We start from the raw sequence: 19753 nt of genomic DNA, 5'->3' as shown, positions 1-19753 counted from the left end.
AAGCTGGCATGAGCGAATACACCAAGCTGCAGCTGAGCTTCGACGGCGCCATCGCCCGCATCTGGCTCGACCAGCCCGATGCGCGCAATGCCTTCGACGACGTCGTCATTGCCGAACTCACGCGCGCCTTCACCGAAGCCGGTGCCGCGCCGCAGGTCAAGGCCATCGTGCTGGGCGCGAGCGGGCCGGCCTTCTGCGCGGGCGCGAACCTCAACTGGATGCGCCGCATGGCCGACTACACGCGCGACGAGAACATCGCCGACGCGGGCAAGCTGGCCGCGATGCTGCGCACCATCGCCGAATGCCCCAAGCCCACCATCGCGCGCGTGCAGGGCGACGTGTACGCGGGCGGCATGGGGCTGGTGGCGGCCTGCGACATCGCGGTGAGCGTGGACACCGCCTGGTACTGCCTGAGCGAAGTGAAGATCGGCCTCGTGCCCGCGACCATCAGCCCCTACGTGCTGCGCGCGATGGGCACGCGCGCATCGCAGCGCTACTTCCTCACGGCCGAGCGCTTCACCGCGGCGGAGGCGCATCGCATCGGCTTCGTGCATGAAGTGGTGGCCGCCGACGCGCTCGACGCGAAGGTCGACGAGTTGCTGAAGGCGCTGACCAGCGCGAGCCCGGCGGCGGTGCGCGCCTGCAAGACGCTGATCGCCGACGTGGCCGGCCGCGAGATCGACGACGCGCTGATCGCGCAGACGGTCGAGGGCATCGCCGACATCCGCGCGAGCGACGAAGGCCGCGAGGGCGTGCAGGCCTTCCTGCAGAAGCGCAAGCCCTCGTGGCTCGAAGCGGGCAAGTCCTGAAGACCCATCCTCCGGAGGTCGCGCCATGAACACCAGCCTCGACATGCCGCAGCTGCTCGCACTGGCCGCCGCCATCGGCTGGGCCAGCGGCGTGCGGCTCTACCTGGTCGTGCTGCTGACGGGCCTGGCCGGCTACTTCGGCTGGGTGCCGTTGCCGGGCGGGCTGCAGATGCTGGCGCATCCGGTGGTGATCGCAGCCAGCGGCTTCATGGTGTTTATCGAATTCTTCGCCGACAAGATCCCGGGCCTCGATTCGCTGTGGGACGTGGTGCACACCGCCATCCGCATCCCGGCGGGCGCTGCGCTCGCGGCCAGCGTGTTCGGCGTGGACCATGGCGTTATGGCGATCGTCGCCGCGCTGCTGGGCGGCAGCTTCGCGGCCACGGCGCATGCGGCCAAGGCCACGACGCGCGCGGCCATCAACACATCGCCCGAGCCGTTCTCGAACGTCGGCGCCTCGCTGGCGGAAGACACCATGGTGCCCGCCGGGTTGTGGCTCGCGGTGGCGCATCCCTTCGCCTTTCTCGTGCTGTTCGTGCTGGTGCTGGTGGCGAGCGTGTGGCTCATCCGCAAGAGCTGGCGTTTCCTCAAGGCGCTGTTCGCCCGCGTGGCCCGCATCTTCAGCGGCCGGCCCGATCCGGGCGTGGCGCCCGCGTTTCAACTGAAAAAGAATCCTCCGGGAGACACTCCGAATGTTTAAGAAGATCCTGATCGCCAACCGTGGCGAGATCGCCTGCCGTGTTGCTGCCACGGCCCGCCGCATGGCCATCAAAACTGTCGCCGTGTATTCCGACGCCGACGCGCACGCCAATCACGTGCGCGCCTGCGACGAGTCGGTGCACCTGGGCGGCAGCGCGCCGAAAGACAGCTACCTGCGCTGGGAAAAGATCCTCGAGGCCGCCAAGGCCACGGGCGCCGAGGCGGTCCACCCCGGCTACGGCTTCCTGAGCGAGAACGAGGAGTTCGCGCAGGCCTGCGCCGACGCCGGCCTGGTCTTCATCGGCCCGCCGCCCTCGGCCATCAAGGCGATGGGCCTGAAGGCCGAGTCGAAGCAGCTGATGGAAAAGGCCGGCGTGCCGCTGGTGCCCGGCTATCACGGGCACGACCAGAACCCGCAGCTGCTGCAGCGCGAGGCCGACCGCATTGGCTACCCGGTGCTCATCAAGGCCAGCGCGGGCGGTGGCGGCAAGGGCATGCGCGCGGTCGACAAGGCCGAAGACTTCGCCGCCGCGCTCGCCTCGTGCCAGCGCGAGGCCATCAACAGCTTCGGCGACGACGCGGTGCTGATCGAGAAGTACGTGCAGCGCCCGAGGCACATCGAGATCCAGGTGTTCGGCGACACGCACGGCAACTACGTCTACCTGTTCGAGCGCGACTGCTCGGTGCAGCGTCGCCACCAGAAGGTGCTCGAAGAAGCGCCCGCACCCGGTATGACGGAGGCGATGCGCAAGCAGATGGGCGAGGCGGCAGTGGCGGCAGCGCGCGCCGTGAACTACGTGGGCGCGGGCACGGTCGAGTTCATCGTCGAGCAGCGCGAAGGCGGCGAGATGAATTTCTTCTTCATGGAGATGAATACGCGGCTTCAAGTGGAGCACCCCGTCACCGAAGCCATCACGGGCCAGGATCTCGTCGAATGGCAATTGCGAGTGGCCTCGGGCGAGGCGCTGCCCGCCAAGCAGTCGGAGCTGCAGATCCACGGCCACGCCATCGAGGCGCGCATCTGCGCCGAGAACCCCGACAACAACTTCCTGCCCGCTACCGGCACGCTGCGCGTCTACCGCAAGCCTGCTGCCACCGCCTTCCAGCGCAGCCGCGTGCGCATCGACGACGGCGTGCGCGAGGGCGGCGAGATCTCGCCTTTCTACGACTCGATGATCGCCAAGCTGATCGTGCACGGCAGCACGCGCGAAGAGGCGCTGGCGCGGCTCGACGCGGCGCTGGCGCAGGTGCAGATCGTGGGCGTGGCGACCAACGTGCAGTTTCTGCGCGGCATTTTGGCGACGCAGTCGTTCTCGAAGGCCAACCTCGACACCGCGCTGATCGAGCGCGAGCGTGCCGTGCTGTTCGACCGCGAGCCGCTGGGGCTGCCGCTGGCCGCAGCCGCCGCGATCACGCGCACGCTGATCACCGAGTGGCCCGCGAAGACGTCCGATCCCTTTGCGCGCCGCGACGGCTGGCGCTCGCTGGGCGAGTACCGCCGCCACTTCGACTTCGAGTTCCGCGGTGCAGAGCAGACGGCCGTGCTGACCTACAGGCGCGACGGCAGCCTGTGGCTCGAAGCCGGCGGCGCCGAAGGTCCGCTGGTCATCGGCCAGTTCCCAAGTGGCGAGTTCGAGGTGGAGTTCGCCGGCAGCCGCCAGACGCTCGACGTGCACCTCGACGGCGCCGTGGCCCACGTCTTCGCCTCGAAGGGCGCGACGAAGATCACCGCCATCGACCGGCTGGCCCATGCGGGCGACACGCATGCCGAAGGCGGCCGGCTCACCGCGCCGATGCCGGGCAAGGTGGTGTCCTTCGCGGTCAAGGCCGGCGACAAGGTCAGCCGCGGCCAGCCGCTGGCGGTGATGGAGGCCATGAAGATGGAACACACCATCGCCGCGCCGGCCGACGGCACGGTGGAGGAACTGATGTTCGCGCCCGGCGAGCAGGTGGCCGAGGGCGACGAACTCCTGCGGATGAGCGCGGCGGCGGTGGCTTGAAAAAAAGTTAACCCCGTTCCGGGCGGCCGCCCGTATCAGTTGCGGTAGTCATCACTCAAGGGAACTCTCCATGACCTGCCGCACGCCTTGTGCTTCGCCCCGTTTTCTTCCTGCCCGCCACCGCGCGGGCGCCCTCCTGCTGGCCCTGGCTGCTGCGTTCTCGCTGGCCGGCTGCGACCGCAAGGGCGGCGACGCCGCGGTGCTCGCCGAGCCCGCCCCGCCGCCCGCGCCCATGCAGGCGGCCGCCGGCTATGGCGGGGGTGCGGAGATGAGGAAGGAGGCGAGGATGCGCTCCGCCGAAGAGTCTTCCGCATCGTCGTCTGCCGTTGATCCGTCGCAGGACGGCACGCCCCTGCAACGCTTCCTGGCCGTGCGCCAGGAACTGAACGTCGAGGTGCCGGCCGAGCAGCTCGCCGATGCCTGGGGCAAGGTGCGCGACCTGTGCGGCACGCTGAAGTGCGAGCTGCTGTCGTCGTCGCTGCTGCGCGAGACGCCGCAGCAGCCCGGCAACGCCATGCTGGAGATGCGCGTGGAACCTGCCGACGTCGAGAAGCTGCTCGGCGGCCTCGCGGGCGTGGCCAGCGTGGTCTCGCACACCACCACCAGCGAGGACAAGACCGCCGAGGTGATCGACGTGGAGGCCCGCATCAAGAACCGCACCGAGTTCCGCGACAGCCTTCGCGTGATGCTGCGCGACACCGTCACCAAGCGCACCATGACCGACCTGCTGGCCATCCAGCGCACGCTGTCGGACACGCAGGCCGAGCTCGACGCCATCGCCACGCAGCGCAAGGTGCTGGCGCAGCAGACCAGCAAGCAGCACATCCAGATCCAGTTCACGGCCAGGCGCGCGCTGGTGAGCGGCGGCGACGGCTACAGCCCGATGCGCAATGCCCTGCGCAACGCGGGCTCGGTGCTGTCGGAAAGCGTGGGCTCGCTCATCACCTTCATCGCGGCCGTGCTGCCGTGGCTGCTGCTGGTGGTGCTGCCGGTGGGCTGGCTGGTGCGGGTGCTGTGGCGCCGTCGTCGGGCCAGCTAAGAATCAGTCAGTAAGATCGCGCACCTACCGTTTCAAGGCCTTTTGTTTTAAAGGCCCCCTATTCGCGCAGGAGCCCTCTTCCCGATGCCGGACCCGCTAAGCCTCTATGTGGACGCCCAGTTCGTCAGCCCCTACGCCATGTCCGTGTACGTGGCGCTGCATGAGAAGCAGCTGGACTTCCACATCTTCCCGGTCGACCTGGGTGCGCTGGAGCACCGGGCGGCCGGCTTCTCGCAGCTGTCGCTGACCCAGCGCGTGCCGACGCTGGTGCATGGCGATTTCGCGCTCTCCGAATCGTCCGCCATCACCGAGTACATCGACGAGACCTTTCCGGGCACGGCGCTGTATCCGCGCGAACCCCAGGCGCGCGCCCGTGCGCGGCAGCTGCAGGCCTGGCTTCGCAGCGACCTGATGCCGGTGCGGCAGGAGCGCTCCACCGAGGTGATCTTCTACGGTCCGGCCAGCGTGCCGCTGTCGGCGGCCGCCCACCATGCGGCCAAGACGCTCTTCCAGGTCGCGCAGGCGCTGCTGCCCGAAGGCACCGAGAACCTCTTCGGCGACTGGTCGGTCGCCGACGTCGACCTGGCGCTGATGCTCAACCGCCTCGTCATGAACGGCGACGCCGTGCCGCAGCGGCTGGCCTCCTACGCCGACCGCCAGTGGCAGCGGCCCTCGGTGCAGCGCTGGGTGGCGCTGGAGCGGCCGCCGCGCTGAGGCGGCGGGGTTCCTTCGGTCAGCCGACCACCACGTCGCTGACCTGCGATACCGGCGCGATGTCGGTGTAGTTCTTCACGTCGCCCAGGATCTCCTTCGCGTGCGGGCCGAAGGCCTTCTGGAAGGACTCGACCGATTCGGCGAACACGTGGCACATGGCGACGTAGGTGGGCGCGGACCCCGGCGCGCCGCCGGCGAGGCCCTTGTCGATGGTGTACGAGAGGCAGGCGTCGCCCATGCGGGCCTTGAGCAGGGGCATGTGCTTGTCGCGGTAGTAGTCGTGATCGAACCGTGCGCCGGGGGTGTGGGGGTACATCACGCTGAACTTGATCATTGAATGAGTCTCCGGAGGTGGGCGTTCGAGGATAGGAGATGGCCCATGCCCGCACAAGCCGAGGGCGACGCGGGCGTGACCCGCAAAGAGCGCGGGCAGGCCCTAAGATGCGCGCCCATGCGAATCACCGTCTATCTCACCGACAACCGCCCAGACCCCTGGGTCGAAGGCCTGAAGGCCGAACTCCCCGACGCCGTCATCGAAGCCTGGAAGCCCGGTGCGCCGCAGGCCGACCATGCCGTGGTGTGGGCGCCGCCGCAGGAGTTCCTCGACGAGCAGCCGAAGCTGCGCGGCATCTTCAACATCGGCGCGGGCGTCGATGCGCTGCTCAAGCTGAAGGTGCCGGCGCACACGCGCATCGTGCGGCTCGACGATGCGGGCATGTCGGTGCAGATGGCGGAGTACGTCTGCCACACGCTGATCCGCCACTTCCGCGAGTTCGATGCCTACGAGGCCGACGCGCGCGAGGGCAGGTGGAGCTACCGCAAGCCGAAGATGCGGCGCGACTTCCCGGTCGGCATCATGGGGCTGGGCGTGCTCGGCGAGCGCGTGGCCAAGGCCGTGGCGCAGTTCGAGTTCCCGGTGCTGGGCTGGAGCCGCTCGCCGAAGGAGGTAGAGGGGGTGCGCGTGTTCAGCGGCGAGGCGCAGTTCGACGAGTTCCTGTCGTCCACGCGCGTGCTGGTCAACCTGCTGCCGCTGACCGATGCGACGCGCGGCATCCTCAACCGCGACACGCTGGGCAAGCTGAAGCCCGAGGGTTATCTCATCAGCATCGCGCGCGGCGGCCACCTGGTGGAGGACGACCTGATCCCGCTGCTTGACGCCGGCCGGCTCGCGGGCGCGACGCTGGACGTGTTCCAGGTCGAGCCGCTGCCCTCCGACCACGCCTTCTGGCGCCATCCGAAGATCACCGTGACGCCGCACGGCTCGGCGCGCACGCTGCGCGAGGAGTCCATCTTGCAGATCGCCGGGAAGATCCGCGCGATGGAGCAGGGGCTGCCGATCTCGGGCGTGGTCGATCCGGCGCGCGGCTACTGACGACGGAGGCACGGCCTCCCTCCGGGCCCGCCGGAGTGCATCGCGGGCAGGGGAAACCCTGAGACATTGATTTTTCACAAGTATGAAAATCTTTTCATGACTGTGAAAACTGCGTTTCGGGTGATCGAGATCGTCGAGCTCTTCGCCCGTGAGAAGCAGCCGCTGGCTCTTTCCGAGATGGCGCGGCTGCTCGACATGCCGGTGTCGAGCTGCCTGGGCCTGATCCGCACGCTCGAGGAGCAGGGCTACATGTACGAGACCGGCCGCCGCCAGGGCTACTACCCGACGGGCCGGCTGCTCGCGATGGCGCAGGTCATCGCCGCCCACGACCCGGTGCTCGACCGGGTGAAGGCCACGCTCGAGGAGCTGCGCGACGCCGCGCGCGAGACGGTGGTCTTCGGCAAGTTCCGCGACGCGGGGCAGGTGGTGTACCTGGAAGTGCTGAGCGCGCCGCAGAGCATCCGCTACACGGCCGAGTCGGGCGAGACGCGCCCGGCCTATGCCAATTCCATCGGCCGCGCGCTGCTGTCCACGCTCGAACCCGCGGCGCGGCGCGGCCTGCTCGAAGGCATGACCCTGGCGCCGCTGACCGACGCCACGCTCACCACCGCCGACGCCATCGAGGCCGAGCTGCAGCGCTCCGCCACGCGCGGCTGGTACGGCAACCTCGGAGAGAGCATTCCCGACCTGATCGGCCTGGCCTGGCCGCTGCGCATCGGCGGCGAGGCCTACGCCATCTCCGTCGCGGGCCCGCGCTACCGCATGGAGGCGCGCATCGAGGAGATCGCCGCGATGCTGCGCTCCGCCTGCCTCGCCATCGAACCCAAGAACGAAAGCCCCCGATGACAGCAACGACAGCAGCCGTCCCCCGCTATTTCGTCCGCGAAGCCGAGATCGCCGGCTACCACCCCGCCAACCACACCGGCACGCTGAACAAGCGGCTGATCGGCCCCGAGACAGTGGGCGCGAAGCAGCTCGAGGTGCTGGTGGGCCACATCCAGAAGGGCAAGGGCGCGCTGCCGCACGCACACCCGGGCATCGAGCAGGTTTGCTACATGCTCGAGGGCCGCGCGGTCGCCGAGGTTGGCGGCCAGCGGCAGGAACTGCATCCGGGCGACAGCTGCTTCTTTCCCGCCGACGCGATGCACACCTTCACCGTGGTGAGCGACGAGCCGGTGCGCGTGCTGGTGATCTACAGCCCGCCCTACGAGGAATCGCCGGAGCGCGTGATCCGGCCCTGACGCAACAACAACCGGAGACAAAGCACATGCAGACAACGAAGAACGCGACGGGGCAACCGGCCGCGATGGCGAACCGCCGCCGTTTCATTTCCATCGGCGCCGCCGCGGGCCTTGCGGGCGCCATGCCCTGGGCCTTCGCGCAGGACGGCTACCCGAAGCAGCCGATACGCATCGTCGTGCCCTTCGCGGCCGGCAGCGGCACCGACGCGGTGGCGCGCATCGCGGGGCAGATGCTCGGCGATGCGCTGAAGGGCTCGGTCATCATCGACAACAGGGCCGGCGCCAACGGCGTGATCGCGGCCGAGTACGTCGCCAAGGCAGCGCCCGACGGCTACACGCTGTTCATGACGACCAACACCACGCACTCGGCCAACCCGAGCCTGATGAAGTCGCTGCCCTACGACCCGGTGAAGGACTTCGCGCCGGTCAGCCGCATGGGCAACCTGCCCTTTATGCTGGTGGTGAACAACGACCTGCCCGTGAAGAGCGTGGCCGAGCTGCTGGCCTGGGGCCGGGCGCACCCGGGCAAGCTCACTTACGCGAGCGGCAACAGCACCGGCATCGTCAGCGGTGCCACGCTCTCGCGCATGAGTGGCGTGCCGATGCTGCATGTGCCCTACAAGAGCACGCCGCCGGCCATCGCCGACCTGATCGGCGGGCAGGTGTCGATGATGGTGGTCGACCTCGCCGCGGGCCTGGCCACGGTGAAGGCCGGCAAGATGCGCGCGATCGCCGTCACCACGCAGGAGCGCACCAAGCTCTTTCCCGAGCTGCCGCCGCTGGCCGACACGCCAGAGCTCAAGGGCTTCGACATCACCTCGTGGAACGGCGTGTTCGCGCCGGCGGGCACGCCGCGCGACATCGTGCTGAAGCTCAACAAGGTGCTGGCCGAGATGGCGAACGGCGCGGTCTTCCGAGAGCGCGTGGCGAAGCTGGGCTTCGACGCCTTCGGCAGCACGCCGGAAGAGCTGGGTGCGTTCACCGTGTCGGAGCTGGCGAAGTGGAAGAAGCTGATCCAGGCCGCGGGAATTCAGCCCGAATGAGCGAGCTGAATTTCTCCCTCCCCCGCTGGGGGAGGGCAGGGGTGGGGGCAAGCGGCGTACCCGATGGGCGCTCTGCCTGCCCCCATCCCAGCCTTCCCCCAGAGGGGGAAGGAGCCAAGACCAAGACATGAACACCTCCGGACCTCTTCAAGGCATCCGCATCCTCGACCTCACGGCCGTGGTGATGGGCCCCTACGCCACGCAGACGCTGGGCGACCTCGGCGCCGACATCGTGAAGGTCGAGCCGCCCGGCGGCGACAACCTGCGCGCCGTCGGGCCGATGCGCAACCCGGGCATGGGGGCGATGGCGATGCACCTCAACCGCAACAAGCGCTCCATCGTGCTCGACCTCAAGCAGCCCGAGGGCCGCGAGGCCTGCCTGCGGCTCGCGGCGGGCAGCGACGCGCTGATCTACAACACGCGGCCGCAGGCGATGGCGCGGCTCGGGCTGGGCTACGAGGCGGTGTCGGCGGTGAACCCGAAAATCGTCTACCTCGGCGCCTTCGGCTACGGCGAGCAGGGGCCCTATGCGGGCAAGCCGGCGTACGACGACCTGATCCAGGGCGCGGCCGGCGTCGCATCTCTTTTCGCGCAGCAAAGCGGCGGCGCGCCGCGCTACGCGCCCGTCACGCTGGCAGACCGCGCGGTGGGGCTGCAGGCGGCCATCGCGCTGCTCGCGGCCGTGCTGCACGCGCAGCGCACCGGCAAGGGCCAGGCGGTGGAGGTGCCGATGTTCGAGGCGCTGTCGCAGTTCGTGATGGGCGACCACCTCGGCGGCCACAGCTTCGAGCCGCCGCTGGGCCCCACTGGCTACGCGCGCCTGCTCGCGCCGCACCGCAAGCCCTACGCCACGGCCGACGGCTACCTCAGCGTGCTGATCTACAACGACAAGCACTGGCAGGCCTTCTTCGACGTGATCGGCCGGCCCGAGCTGCGCGACTCGCCGATGTTCGGCACGCACACGGCACGCGCCGCGAACATCGGCGCGGTGTATGCCTTCGTGGCCGAGGTGATGGCCACGCGCACCAGCGACGAATGGTTCGCCGCGCTGGCAGCCGCCGACATCCCGGTCGCGCGTCTGCACAGCACCGAGAGCCTGCTCGACGACCCGCACCTGCGCGCCGTCGGCTTCTATCCGGAGCTCGACCATCCGAGCGAGGGCCGCATCCGCACGCTCGCGCCGGTCGGCCGCTACAGCGCCACGCCGGCCGCCATCCGCCGCCCCGCGCCGCGCATCGGCGAGCAGAGCGTGGAGCTGCTGCGCGAGGCGGGCTACGGCGACGAGGCCATCGAACGCATGCTCGAACGCGGCGTCACGCTGCAACCGGAACCAACGAAAGACAGCGAAGAATGAATTTTTCCCTCAACGAAGACCAGCGCTCGCTGGTCGCCGCCATCGAACGCCTCTGCGAGGACTTTCCCATCGACTACTGGCGCGACCACGATGACCGCGCCGTGTTCCCGCACGAGTTCCACCGCGCCGTGGCCCAGAGCGGCTGGCTCGGCATCGCCATGCCCGAGGCGCAGGGCGGCGCGGGGCTGGGCATCACCGAGGCGGCGCTGATGATGCGCGCCATCAGCGCATCGGGCGCGGGCATGTCGGGCGCGTCGTCGGTGCACATGAACATCTTCGGGCTCAACCCGGTGGTGGTGTTCGGCAGCGAAGCGCAGCGCCAGCGCTTCCTGCCGCCGCTGATCGCGGGCACCGAGAAGGCCTGCTTCGCGGTGACCGAGCCCGACGCGGGGCTCGACACCACCCGCCTCAAGACGCAGGCGGTGCGCCAGCCCGGCGGCGGCTATGTGCTGCACGGCCGCAAGATCTGGATCTCGACCGCGCAGGTGGCCGACCGCATGCTGATCCTCACGCGCACCACGCCGCTCGACCAGGTGAAGAAGCCCACGCAGGGCCTCACGCTGTTCTACACGCCGCTGGACCGCAGCAAGGTCGAGGTGCGCGAGATCCACAAGCTGGGCCGTGCGGCGGTGGACTCCAACATGCTCTTCATCGACGGGCTCGAGGTGCCGGAGGAAGACCGCATCGGCGAGGAGGGCCGGGGCTTCGAGTACATCCTGCACGGCCTCAACCCCGAGCGCATATTGATCGCGGCGGAAGCCATCGGCATCGGCCGTGCCGCGCTGCGCATCGCCTCGCAGTACGCGCAGGAGCGCGTCGTGTTCGGCCGGCCCATCGGGCAGAACCAGGGCGTGGCGCATCCGCTGGCGCGCGCCTGGGCCAACCTGGAGGCGGCCGACCTGATGATGCTCAAGGCCGCCACGCTCTACGACGCGGGCGAGCCCTGCGGCATCGAGGCCAACGCCGCCAAGTACCTCGCGGCCGAGGCGGCGCACGACGCCTGCCAGAACGCGGTGCTCACGCTCGGCGGCATGGGCTACGCGAAGGAATACCATGTGGAGCGGTTGCTGCGCGAGAGCTACATCCCGCGAATCGCTCCCGTCAGCCCGCAGATGATCCTGAACTTCATCGCCGAGAAGGCGCTGGGGCTGCCCAAGTCGTACTGATTTTGCCTACCGATCTCCCTCGAGCCATGAACACCGTCACCCGCCATCTCGTGATCCGCGGCCTTGTGCAGGGCGTGGGCTATCGCTGGTCGATGGTGCAGGCCGCGAAGCACCTCGGCGTTCGCGGCTGGGTGCGCAACCGGCGCGACGGCAGCGTGGAGGCGCTCGCGGCGGGCGAGCCCGGCGCGGTGGAGGACCTGGTGCGCTGGGCTCGGCGCGGACCCGACGGTGCGCGCGTCGATGCCGTGGACCTGGGCGACGTGGTCGGCGCCACGGTGGCGGACGACCTGCCCGCGGGCTTCGAGCAGCGCGAGACCGTCTAGCCGGCTCCTCCCGTCGCAGCGCCGCGCGGCTGGCGCCATTTGCAACCTCGCAGGCGCGCATTGCTACCTTCCCTGGCTTCTGTACCAGGCAGGGTATTTCCATGTGGCCGACAATCGGAGGCGGTCTTCCATCCTCCAGCGATACAAGAGACATCCCATGAAACTCCCCACCAAAGTCCAGCTCGTCGACGTCGGCCCGCGCGACGGCCTGCAGAACGAGAAGCAGCCCGTGTCGGCCGAAGTGAAGATCGGCCTCGTGCACCGCCTGCAGGACGCGGGCCTGAAGGAGATCGAGGTCACCAGCTTCGTGAGCCCGAAGTGGGTGCCGCAGATGGCCGACAACGCCGAGGTGATGCACGGCATCAGCCGCAAGCCCGGCGTGCGCTACTCGGTGCTCACGCCCAACATGAAGGGCTTCGAGGCGGCCATCGCCGCGCCGCGCGAGGAGTGGCCCGACGAGATCGTGGTGTTCGGCGCCGCGAGCGAGGCCTTCAGCCAGAAGAACATCAACTGCTCCATCGCCGAGAGCATCGAGCGCTTCGCGCCGGTGGTGGCAGCGGCGCTCGAGAAGGGCATCCAGGTGCGCGGCGCGATGTCGTGCACGGTCGGCTGCCCTTACGAAGGCGAGATCGCGCCGGCCAAGGTCGGCTATCTCGCGCAGCTGATGAAGGGCATCGGCGTGCAGCGCGTGGACGTGGCCGACACCATCGGCGTGGGCACGCCGCGCAAGGTGCAGGCGGCAATGGAAGCCACGCTGGCGCATTTCGGCGTCGACGCCATCTCCGGCCACTTCCACGACACCTACGGGCAGGCGCTCGCCAACACGCTGGCGGCGCTCGAACTGGGCGTGTGGAACTTCCAGTCGTCCTCCGCCGGCCTGGGCGGCTGCCCCTATGCGAAGGGCGCGACCGGCAACGTGGCGACGGAAGACGTCGTCTACATGCTGCACGGCATGGGCATCGAGACCGGCATCGATCTCGACCTGCTGATCGACGCGGGCGTCTACATCAGCGAGGCGCTGGGCCGCGAGCCGAACTCGCGCGCTTCCAAGGCCATCCGCACCAAGCGGGCCGGCTGAGCCACCTCGCGCGCACACAGGAGTTTCTTTTGGATCTGCAAGTCTGGCTCGCATTCCTGGTGGCGAGCTGCGTCATCGCCGTGTCGCCCGGTTCTGGCGCGGTGCTCAGCATGAGCCACGGGCTCAGCTATGGGGTGCGGCGCACCACGGCGACCATCGTCGGGCTCCAGCTGGGGCTCGCGGTGATCCTGCTGGTGGCCGGGCTCGGCGTGGGCGCGGTGCTCACCGCCTCGGCCGGCGCGTTTCTGGTCGTCAAGGTGGTCGGTGCGTGCTATCTGCTGTGGCTGGGCTGGCGCCAGTGGCGCGCGCCCGTCGCGAAGATCGAGGGCGACGCGGCGGAGGCCGCCGAGCCCGACCTGACGGCGCCGCAGCGCGTGCTGCGCGGCTTCCTGACCAACGTGACCAACCCCAAGGGCATCGTCTTCATGGCCGCGGTGCTGCCGCAGTTCATCCAGCCGACGCGCCCCCTGTGGCTGCAGCTGCTGGTGCTGCTGGCCACGACGGTGACGGTCGACGTGACCGTGATGCACGGCTACGCCTGGCTGGCAGCGCGGCTGCAGGGCATGTTGCGCAGCGTGCGCGCCCGGCGCGCACAGAACCGTGTCTTCGGCGGCGTGCTGATGGCGATGGGCGCGTTCCTGTTCATGTTCAAGCGCAGCACCTGATCGACAGCCTGATAGATTCGAATCCATGTGCGGTTCTGAACTCCAATCCCTCCCCGAAGGCGTCCGGCGCGTTTCCCGCGTGCTGCAGGACGCCGGCCATCCCCATTCCCCACGCATGCTCGACGATGCCTGCCGCACCGCGCAGCAGGCGGCCGATGCCCTCGGCATCTCGGTCGGACAGATCGCCAAGAGCATCATCTTCCGGCGCAAGAGCGACGAGGCGGCGGTGCTCGTCATCACCTCGGGCGACAAGCGCGTGGACGAGAAGAAGGTCGATGCGCTGGTCGGCAAGACCGGCCGCGCCGACGCCGACTTCGTGAAGTCGCGCACCGGCTTCACCATCGGCGGCGTGTCGCCCGTGGGCCACGTGACGCCGCCGGTGGTGCTGATCGACCGCGAGCTGTTCCGCTTCGAGGAGATCTGGGCGGCAGCCGGCCACCCGCATGCGGTGTTCCAGCTGCGCCCGCACGACCTCGAGAAGCTCACCGGCGCGCCGGTGGCCGACGTGGTGTGAATTTCGCGGAAGCCGAGACGCTTGCCGAACGCGCTGTGGCCGTGCAGGCCATGGCGCAGGACGTGCCCTCGCCATGCTCGTCGGTCTGCCGCATGGACCGCCTGAGCGGCTTCTGCGAAGGCTGCCTGCGCACCATCCCCGAGATCGCGGGCTGGAGCAAGATGGAAGACGAGACGCGGCGCCACGTGTGGCGCGCGATAGAGTTGCGGGCCAAGGCCGGCATCTGGCGGGCTCCGGCCGACACAGGAGACAGGCACGCATGAAGCACATCGACTTCTACCTGGATTTCATCTCGCCCTATGCGCACCTCGCCTTCGAGCACCTGCCCGAGGCGCTGGAAGGCCTGAGCTACAGCGTCGCCTACAAGCCGGTGCTGCTGGGCGCGCTGCTCAAGCAGCACGGGCAGCTGGGCCCGGCGGAGATCCCGTCGAAGCGCAGCTGGACCTATCGCCACGTGCTCTGGCTGGGCCACGCGCACGGCATCGAGATCCAGATGCCGGCCTCGCATCCCTACAACCCGCTGCCGCACCTGCGGCTGGCGGTCGCCACCGGCGACGACGGCAGCATCAGCCGCCTCGCGGCCGAGACCATCTTCCGCCACGTGTGGCGCGGCGGCGAGGATGCGGGCGACGCCACGCGCCTTGCAGCGCTCGCCGCGCAGCTCAAGCCGAAGCGCGACGCGAACGGCGACGAGAGCAAGGCCCTGCTCAAGCGCAATACCGACGAAGCGCTGCAGCAGGGCGTGTTCGGCACGCCGACCTATGTGGTCGACGGCCGCCTCTTCTGGGGCTTCGACGGCCTGCAGATGCTGCGCGCCTACCTGAAGGGCGATGCCTGGTTCGACGGCCCGCAATGGGCTTCGGCGGACCAGCGCCCGGCCTTGCTGCGGAGCAGCAAGCCGGCCTGAGTACAAACCCGGGCAAGCCCCGGTAACAGGCCGATTTCTTACAAGCTGAAACGCGCCCCGCGGGTTTCACCCTAAACCGTAAGCGCCGGTTCAGTTTCGCGAAAGGCTCGGGTCAGTCGCGCCTCCAAGAATGCCTTCACGGTCCCGGATTCCGGGAACGAATGAACGCATACACACAGGAGACGACCAATGGCAGCCACACTAGATTCGAGGGGAGTGCCGCACAAGGCCCCCCGGCCCATGTCCTCGGAGGAGAAGAAAGTCATCTTCGCCTCCTCGCTGGGCACCGTGTTCGAGTGGTACGACTTCTACCTCTACGGCTCGCTGGCCGCGATCATCGCGAAGCAGTTCTTCAGCGGCCTGGATGCGGGCGCCGCCTTCATCTTCGCGCTGCTGGCCTTCGCCGCCGGCTTCCTGGTGCGTCCGTTCGGCGCCATCGTGTTCGGCCGGCTGGGCGACATGATCGGTCGCAAGTACACCTTCCTGGTGACGATCCTGATCATGGGCCTGTCGACCTTCATCGTCGGCCTGCTGCCGAGCTACGCGACCATCGGCGTCGCGGCGCCGGTGATCCTGATCGCGCTGCGCATGCTGCAGGGCCTGGCGCTCGGCGGCGAGTACGGCGGCGCCGCCACCTACGTGGCCGAGCACGCGCCGCACGGCAAGCGCGGTGCCTACACCTCCTGGATCCAGACCACCGCCACGCTCGGCCTGTTCCTGAGCCTGCTGGTGATCCTGGGCGTGCGCGAGTTCATGGGCGAGGCGGTGTTCAACGACTGGGGCTGGCGCATTCCGTTCCTGGTGTCGATCCTGCTGCTGGGCATTTCGGTGTGGATCCGCCTGACGCTGTCGGAGTCGCCCGCCTTCCAGAAGATGAAGGCCGAGGGCAAGACCTCGAAGGCGCCGCTGGCCGAATCGTTCGGCCAGTGGAAGAACCTGAAGATCGTGATCCTGGCGCTGGTGGGCCTGACGGCCGGCCAGGCGGTGGTCTGGTATTCGGGCCAGTTCTACGCGCTCTTCTTCCTGACGGCGCAGCTCAAGGTCGACGCGACCACGGCCAACCTGATGATCGCGGCCGCGCTGCTGCTGGGCACGCCCTTCTTCGTGATCTTCGGCACCCTGTCGGACAAGATCGGCCGCAAGCCGATCATCATGGCCGGCTGCCTGCTGGCCGTGGTCACCTACTTCCCGGTCTTCAAGATGCTGACCGAAGCCGCCAACCCCGACCTGGCCCGTGCCCAGGCAACCGCCGGCGTGACGGTGACGGCCGACCCGGCGACTTGCTCGTTCCAGGGCAACCCGGTGGCCCGCGAGATCGACTTCAAGAGTTCGTGCGACATCGCCAAGCGCTACCTCGTGCAGAACTCGGTGAGCTATGAGAACGTGGCCGGCGCGCCGGGCTCGAAGGCCGTCGTGAAGATCGGCGAAAAGTCGATCGAGGCGCCCATCGGCAACGTCGTGAATTCCAAGTTCGACGAGAACTCCACCAAGGAGATCGCCGCCTTCAAGAAGGGCGTGGCCGAAGACCTGAAGGTCGCCGGCTACCCCGCCAAGGCCGACCCCGCGAAGATGAACAAGGTGCTGACGGTGGTGCTGCTGTTCTGGCTGGTGCTGCTGGTGACCATGGTCTACGGCCCGATCGCCGCGATGCTGGTGGAGCTCTTCCCCACGCGCATCCGCTACACCTCGATGAGCCTGCCGTACCACATCGGCAACGGCTGGTTCGGCGGCCTGCTGCCGACCACCGCCTTCGCCATCGTGGCCTCGACCGGCAACATGTTCAACGGCCTGTGGTATCCGATCATCATCGCCGGCATCACGCTGGTGGTGGGCACGCTGTTCATCCGCGAGACGAAGGACGTCGACATTTACGCCAACGACTGACGACAGCCGAACAGGAGGGCGCGCTGCCCTCCGTTCAACAAAGAGGCTTCATGCCGACCGCATGAGGCCTTTTTCTTGAACCATCCAGGAGACAAAACCCATGTGGAAACTCGTTGTCGGCTTCGTCATCTTCGCCGCCATTGCCCTGTACGTGATCTCGAAGGCCGGTGACAAGGTCGACATGTCGGGTGAGAAGCACGGTGGCGACACCACCACGCACGAGCCCGCGCCCGCCGCTGCGCCGAAGTAAGGCCGGGCATTCATGCGGAACACCGCGGAACCGGCTTCGCCGGGCCGCAGGTGTTGCCCCCGGTAGGGGGTTGGAGAAGCGACACGAAGTGCGCGGAGCCTGGGGGCGAGCCCTACCGCTTGAATCTGCCGTCGCTCACGATCGAGAGATCGACGTAATCGATGCCGGTGTGGTCGGTCGGCGAGTAGCTGATGTCGAGCCCGCCGCCCACGTCGTACTGGAAGCTGTTGAGCGTGGCGATCAGCTTCGCGCGCGTGGGCTTCGGCCCCGTGCGGCGCAGCGCTTCCACCATCACCTTGGTGGCGACGAAGCCTTCGAGCAGCGCGGGCGAGAGTTCGTTCTGGCCCTTGGCCTTGGCGAGCGCCAGCGCTTCCTTGATGAGCGGATGGCCGAATGAGCGCTCGTAGGGCAGCACCTGCGTGACGATCACGCCCGCGCTCGCCGAGCCCAGTTCCTTGATGAAGCCCGAAGCCGCGTTGTTCGACAGCGTGATGATCTGCGCCGCCGAGCCGGCCGCGCGCAGCGCCTTGATGCCGTCGGTCACGGCCGTGCCCGAGCCGATCCACAGCACCGCCTGCGCGTTCGCCTTGGTGAGCTGCGGCACGATGGCCGCGTAGTCGGGCTTGCTGCGGTCGGCCAGCGCCACCACGGCCGGCTTCAGGTTGGCCTTCTCGAAGCCCTTGCTCGCGCCTTCCATCGCGTCCTTGCCGAAGGAGTCGTCGGCCTGCACGACGGCGATGCGCTGGATGCCGGTGGTCTGCAGGTGCTGCACCGCCTTCTCGGCCTCGCGCTGGTAGGTCGAGCGCACGTTGAAGATGTTCTTCTGCAGCGGCTTGTGCAGCGCCATCGCACCCGTGGAAGGGCCGACCAGCGCCACGCCGTACTTGTCCAGCAGCGGGATCACCGCGAGCGTGTTGGGCGTGCCGCGGTTCAGCAGCAGCGCGAGCACCTTCTTGTCCTCGATGAGCACGCGCGTGTTCTCCATCGAGCGCTTGGCGTCGAGGCCGTCGTCCATGCGGATCATCTCGATCTGCTCACCGTTGACGCCGCCCTGCGCGTTGACCTGGTCGATGACCAGCTGCGAACCCAGGATGGTTTCCTTGACGCTGGCCGCCACGGGGCCCGAGAGGTCGGCCGACTGGCCGATCAGGATCTGGGCCGATGCCCCCGGCGCCGCCATGGCCAGGAACAGCGCAACGGCGCAGGACGTGAGCGTCTTCTTCATCGAGCAAAGCCTTTCCACGAAGCGGGGTGCCTCTGTCAACAGGTGTGTAATGTGTTGCTGAACGTCACAGATCGCTAGCTCGCGCAAACCCTGTCAGACCAAGGTTTTCACGGCCGAAAAAAAGCCCGCCGGTTTCGCGCCGGCGGGCCGTGGAAACGCCCTCTGGGGGCGGGGACTCAACGCTTGAAGCGCCCGTCGCTGATGATGGACAGGTCCGCGAAATCGATACCGCTGTGGTCGGTGGGCGAATAGCTCACCTCCAGCCCGCCGCCCAGGTCGTAGCCGCGCAGGCTGTCGAGGGCAGCCACCATCCTTGCGCGCGTGGGCTTGGGGCCGGCGCGGCGCAGGGCCTCCACCAGCACCTTGGCCGAGGCGAAGCCTTCGAGCGCGGCCGGCGACAGCTCCGACTGGCCCTTGGCCTGCGCGAGCGCCAGGGCTTCCTTCACCATCGGATGGCCCAGCGAGCGCTCGTTGGGGAACACCTGCGTCACGATGACGCCCTTGCTCGCGTCGCCCAGCTGCTTGATGAAGCCCGTCGAAGCGTTGTTCGACAGCGTGACCACCTGCGCGGCCGACCCCGCCGCGCGCAGCGCCTTGATGCCGTCGACCACCGCCACGCCGGAGCCGATCCACACCACGGCCTGCGCATTGGCGTCCTTGATGGCGGGCACGATGGTCTTGTAGTCGGGCTTGTCGCGGTCGGCCGGGATGGTCACGGTCGGCTTCGCGTTGCCCTTGGAGAAGCCGGTCATCGCGCCTTCGAGCGCGTCCGAGCCGAAGGAGTCGGTCACGTGCACCACCGCGATGCGGCTCAGGCCGATGGTCAGCAGGTGCTGCACCGCCTTCTCGGCCTCGCGCTGGTAGGTGGCGCGCACGTTGAACACGTGCTTCTGCAGCGGCTTGTGCAGCGCCATCGCGCCGGTGGAGGGGCCGATGAGCGCAACGTCGTACTTGTCGAGCCAGGGAATGATCGCCTGCGAGTGCGGCGTGCCGCGGCTCATGAAGAGCGCCAGCACCTTCTTTTCCTCGATCAGCACGCGCGCGTTCTCGCTGGCGCGCTTCACGTCGAAGCCGTCGTCCATGCGCAGCACCTCGATCTTCTCGCCGTGGATGCCGCCCTGCGCGTTGGCCGCGTCGATCACGAGCTGCGCGCCGCCGATGGTCTCGTTCACGCTCGCGGCCACCGAGCCGGTCATGCCGGCGGTCTGCCCGATCAGGATCTGGGCCGACGCGCCCAGCGCGCTGAAGGCCAGCAGCGCGGCGGCGCAGAGCATGCGCGTTTTCGTCATGGAAACCTTTCGGGGCAATGCGGGCGCCCGGCTCGGGGCGCCATGAAAACAAATGTGGTATTTGTTTCTGAAAGTGTCTCGAATTCCATCAGGACAAACCCCTGCGCGGCCATCGCCCTTGTGACCTTGTGCGCAAACCCGTCACGGAGCACTCCCTAGAATGTTTGCCCCACCCCCCAAG

At 68.4% G+C, this 19753-nt stretch carries 22 protein-coding genes; 19 read left to right on the top strand and 3 right to left on the bottom strand.

The features are described 5' to 3' along the window. Positions 1 to 8: 8 nt before the first annotated feature. The 5 genes from FHT32_RS05310 to yfcF all read left to right on the top strand — a co-directional run bounded on the left by FHT32_RS05310 (position 9) and on the right by yfcF (position 5261). Complete coding sequence (locus FHT32_RS05310) at positions 9 to 809, top strand: enoyl-CoA hydratase/isomerase family protein (protein ID WP_176663546.1); 801 nt, start codon at positions 9 to 11, stop codon at positions 807 to 809. A 25-nt stretch (positions 810 to 834) separates the two neighbouring features. Next, entirely contained in the window at positions 835 to 1509 is a 675-nt protein-coding gene (locus tag FHT32_RS05305; protein ID WP_176663545.1) for a DUF4126 domain-containing protein, read from the top strand. Next, entirely contained in the window at positions 1502 to 3508 is a 2007-nt protein-coding gene (locus FHT32_RS05300) for an acetyl/propionyl/methylcrotonyl-CoA carboxylase subunit alpha (protein WP_176663544.1), read from the top strand. Before FHT32_RS05305 ends, FHT32_RS05300 begins: the two co-directional genes overlap by 8 nt. A gap of 70 nt (positions 3509 to 3578) precedes the next feature. Next, complete coding sequence (locus FHT32_RS05295; RefSeq protein ID WP_176663543.1) at positions 3579 to 4547, top strand: DUF4349 domain-containing protein; 969 nt, start codon at positions 3579 to 3581, stop codon at positions 4545 to 4547. A gap of 84 nt (positions 4548 to 4631) precedes the next feature. Next, positions 4632 to 5261, top strand: coding sequence for a glutathione transferase (gene yfcF, locus FHT32_RS05290; RefSeq protein ID WP_176663542.1), 630 nt, complete (start codon positions 4632 to 4634; stop codon positions 5259 to 5261). A gap of 19 nt (positions 5262 to 5280) precedes the next feature. On the opposite strand, the gene FHT32_RS05285 is transcribed toward yfcF, so the two are convergent. Next, on the bottom strand, positions 5281 to 5595 hold the full coding sequence (locus tag FHT32_RS05285) for an EthD family reductase (RefSeq protein ID WP_176663541.1): 315 nt from the start codon (positions 5593 to 5595) through the stop codon (positions 5281 to 5283). Positions 5596 to 5712: 117 nt separating this feature from the next. On the opposite strand from FHT32_RS05285, the gene FHT32_RS05280 reads away from it, so the two are divergent. The 14 genes from FHT32_RS05280 (at position 5713) to FHT32_RS05215 (ending at position 17058) form a co-directional block, all read left to right on the top strand. After that, complete coding sequence (locus tag FHT32_RS05280) at positions 5713 to 6633, top strand: glyoxylate/hydroxypyruvate reductase A (RefSeq protein ID WP_176663624.1); 921 nt, start codon at positions 5713 to 5715, stop codon at positions 6631 to 6633. Between the two features lie 96 nt (positions 6634 to 6729). Then, entirely contained in the window at positions 6730 to 7479 is a 750-nt protein-coding gene (locus FHT32_RS05275; protein ID WP_176663540.1) for an IclR family transcriptional regulator, read from the top strand. After that, positions 7476 to 7874: a cupin domain-containing protein gene (locus FHT32_RS05270; RefSeq protein WP_176663539.1), complete on the top strand. Its 399-nt coding sequence runs from the start codon at positions 7476 to 7478 to the stop codon at positions 7872 to 7874. The genes FHT32_RS05275 and FHT32_RS05270 overlap by 4 nt, the downstream gene beginning before the upstream one ends. Before the next feature lie 26 nt (positions 7875 to 7900). Continuing rightward, the gene (locus FHT32_RS05265) at positions 7901 to 8917 is read left to right on the top strand and encodes a tripartite tricarboxylate transporter substrate binding protein (protein WP_176663538.1); all 1017 of its coding nucleotides are present in this window, start codon (positions 7901 to 7903) and stop codon (positions 8915 to 8917) included. Between the two features lie 127 nt (positions 8918 to 9044). Continuing rightward, entirely contained in the window at positions 9045 to 10271 is a 1227-nt protein-coding gene (locus FHT32_RS05260) for a CaiB/BaiF CoA-transferase family protein (RefSeq protein ID WP_176663537.1), read from the top strand. Further along, complete coding sequence (locus tag FHT32_RS05255; protein ID WP_176663536.1) at positions 10268 to 11437, top strand: acyl-CoA dehydrogenase family protein; 1170 nt, start codon at positions 10268 to 10270, stop codon at positions 11435 to 11437. Before FHT32_RS05260 ends, FHT32_RS05255 begins: the two co-directional genes overlap by 4 nt. Before the next feature lie 26 nt (positions 11438 to 11463). Then, the gene (locus FHT32_RS05250) at positions 11464 to 11760 is read left to right on the top strand and encodes an acylphosphatase (protein ID WP_176663535.1); all 297 of its coding nucleotides are present in this window, start codon (positions 11464 to 11466) and stop codon (positions 11758 to 11760) included. 157 nt (positions 11761 to 11917) lie between these two features. Then, positions 11918 to 12838 (top strand): hydroxymethylglutaryl-CoA lyase, encoded by a 921-nt coding sequence (locus FHT32_RS05245; RefSeq protein WP_176663534.1) that lies wholly within the window; start codon positions 11918 to 11920, stop codon positions 12836 to 12838. A gap of 29 nt (positions 12839 to 12867) precedes the next feature. Continuing rightward, positions 12868 to 13503, top strand: coding sequence for a LysE family transporter (locus tag FHT32_RS05240; RefSeq protein ID WP_176663533.1), 636 nt, complete (start codon positions 12868 to 12870; stop codon positions 13501 to 13503). A gap of 25 nt (positions 13504 to 13528) precedes the next feature. Next, positions 13529 to 14017, top strand: coding sequence for a YbaK/EbsC family protein (locus tag FHT32_RS05235; RefSeq protein WP_176663532.1), 489 nt, complete (start codon positions 13529 to 13531; stop codon positions 14015 to 14017). Further along, positions 14014 to 14280: a DUF1289 domain-containing protein gene (locus tag FHT32_RS05230; RefSeq protein ID WP_176663531.1), complete on the top strand. Its 267-nt coding sequence runs from the start codon at positions 14014 to 14016 to the stop codon at positions 14278 to 14280. The genes FHT32_RS05235 and FHT32_RS05230 overlap by 4 nt, the downstream gene beginning before the upstream one ends. Next, positions 14277 to 14924 carry a 2-hydroxychromene-2-carboxylate isomerase gene (locus FHT32_RS05225; protein ID WP_176663530.1) on the top strand — a complete coding sequence of 216 codons (648 nt, stop codon included), beginning with the start codon at positions 14277 to 14279 and terminating at the stop codon, positions 14922 to 14924. The genes FHT32_RS05230 and FHT32_RS05225 overlap by 4 nt, the downstream gene beginning before the upstream one ends. Before the next feature lie 189 nt (positions 14925 to 15113). Beyond that, positions 15114 to 16808, top strand: a complete 1695-nt coding sequence (locus FHT32_RS05220; RefSeq protein WP_176663529.1) for an MFS transporter — start codon at positions 15114 to 15116, stop codon at positions 16806 to 16808. A gap of 100 nt (positions 16809 to 16908) precedes the next feature. Further along, positions 16909 to 17058 (top strand): hypothetical protein, encoded by a 150-nt coding sequence (locus FHT32_RS05215; protein ID WP_019656389.1) that lies wholly within the window; start codon positions 16909 to 16911, stop codon positions 17056 to 17058. A 112-nt stretch (positions 17059 to 17170) separates the two neighbouring features. Here FHT32_RS05215 and FHT32_RS05210 read toward each other — a convergent pair whose 3' ends face one another. Next, a complete protein-coding gene (locus FHT32_RS05210) occupies positions 17171 to 18283 on the bottom strand; it encodes an ABC transporter substrate-binding protein (protein WP_176663528.1) in 1113 nt (370 codons plus the stop codon). 176 nt (positions 18284 to 18459) lie between these two features. Continuing rightward, the gene (locus FHT32_RS05205) at positions 18460 to 19572 is read right to left on the bottom strand and encodes an ABC transporter substrate-binding protein (protein WP_176663527.1); all 1113 of its coding nucleotides are present in this window, start codon (positions 19570 to 19572) and stop codon (positions 18460 to 18462) included. Between the last annotated feature and the right edge of the window lie 181 nt (positions 19573 to 19753).

It is taken from the genome of Variovorax sp. SG517 (genome assembly GCF_013376045.1).
Classification (GTDB): domain Bacteria; phylum Pseudomonadota; class Gammaproteobacteria; order Burkholderiales; family Burkholderiaceae_C; genus Variovorax.
This window is presented reverse-complemented; position numbering and strand designations above follow the sequence as displayed.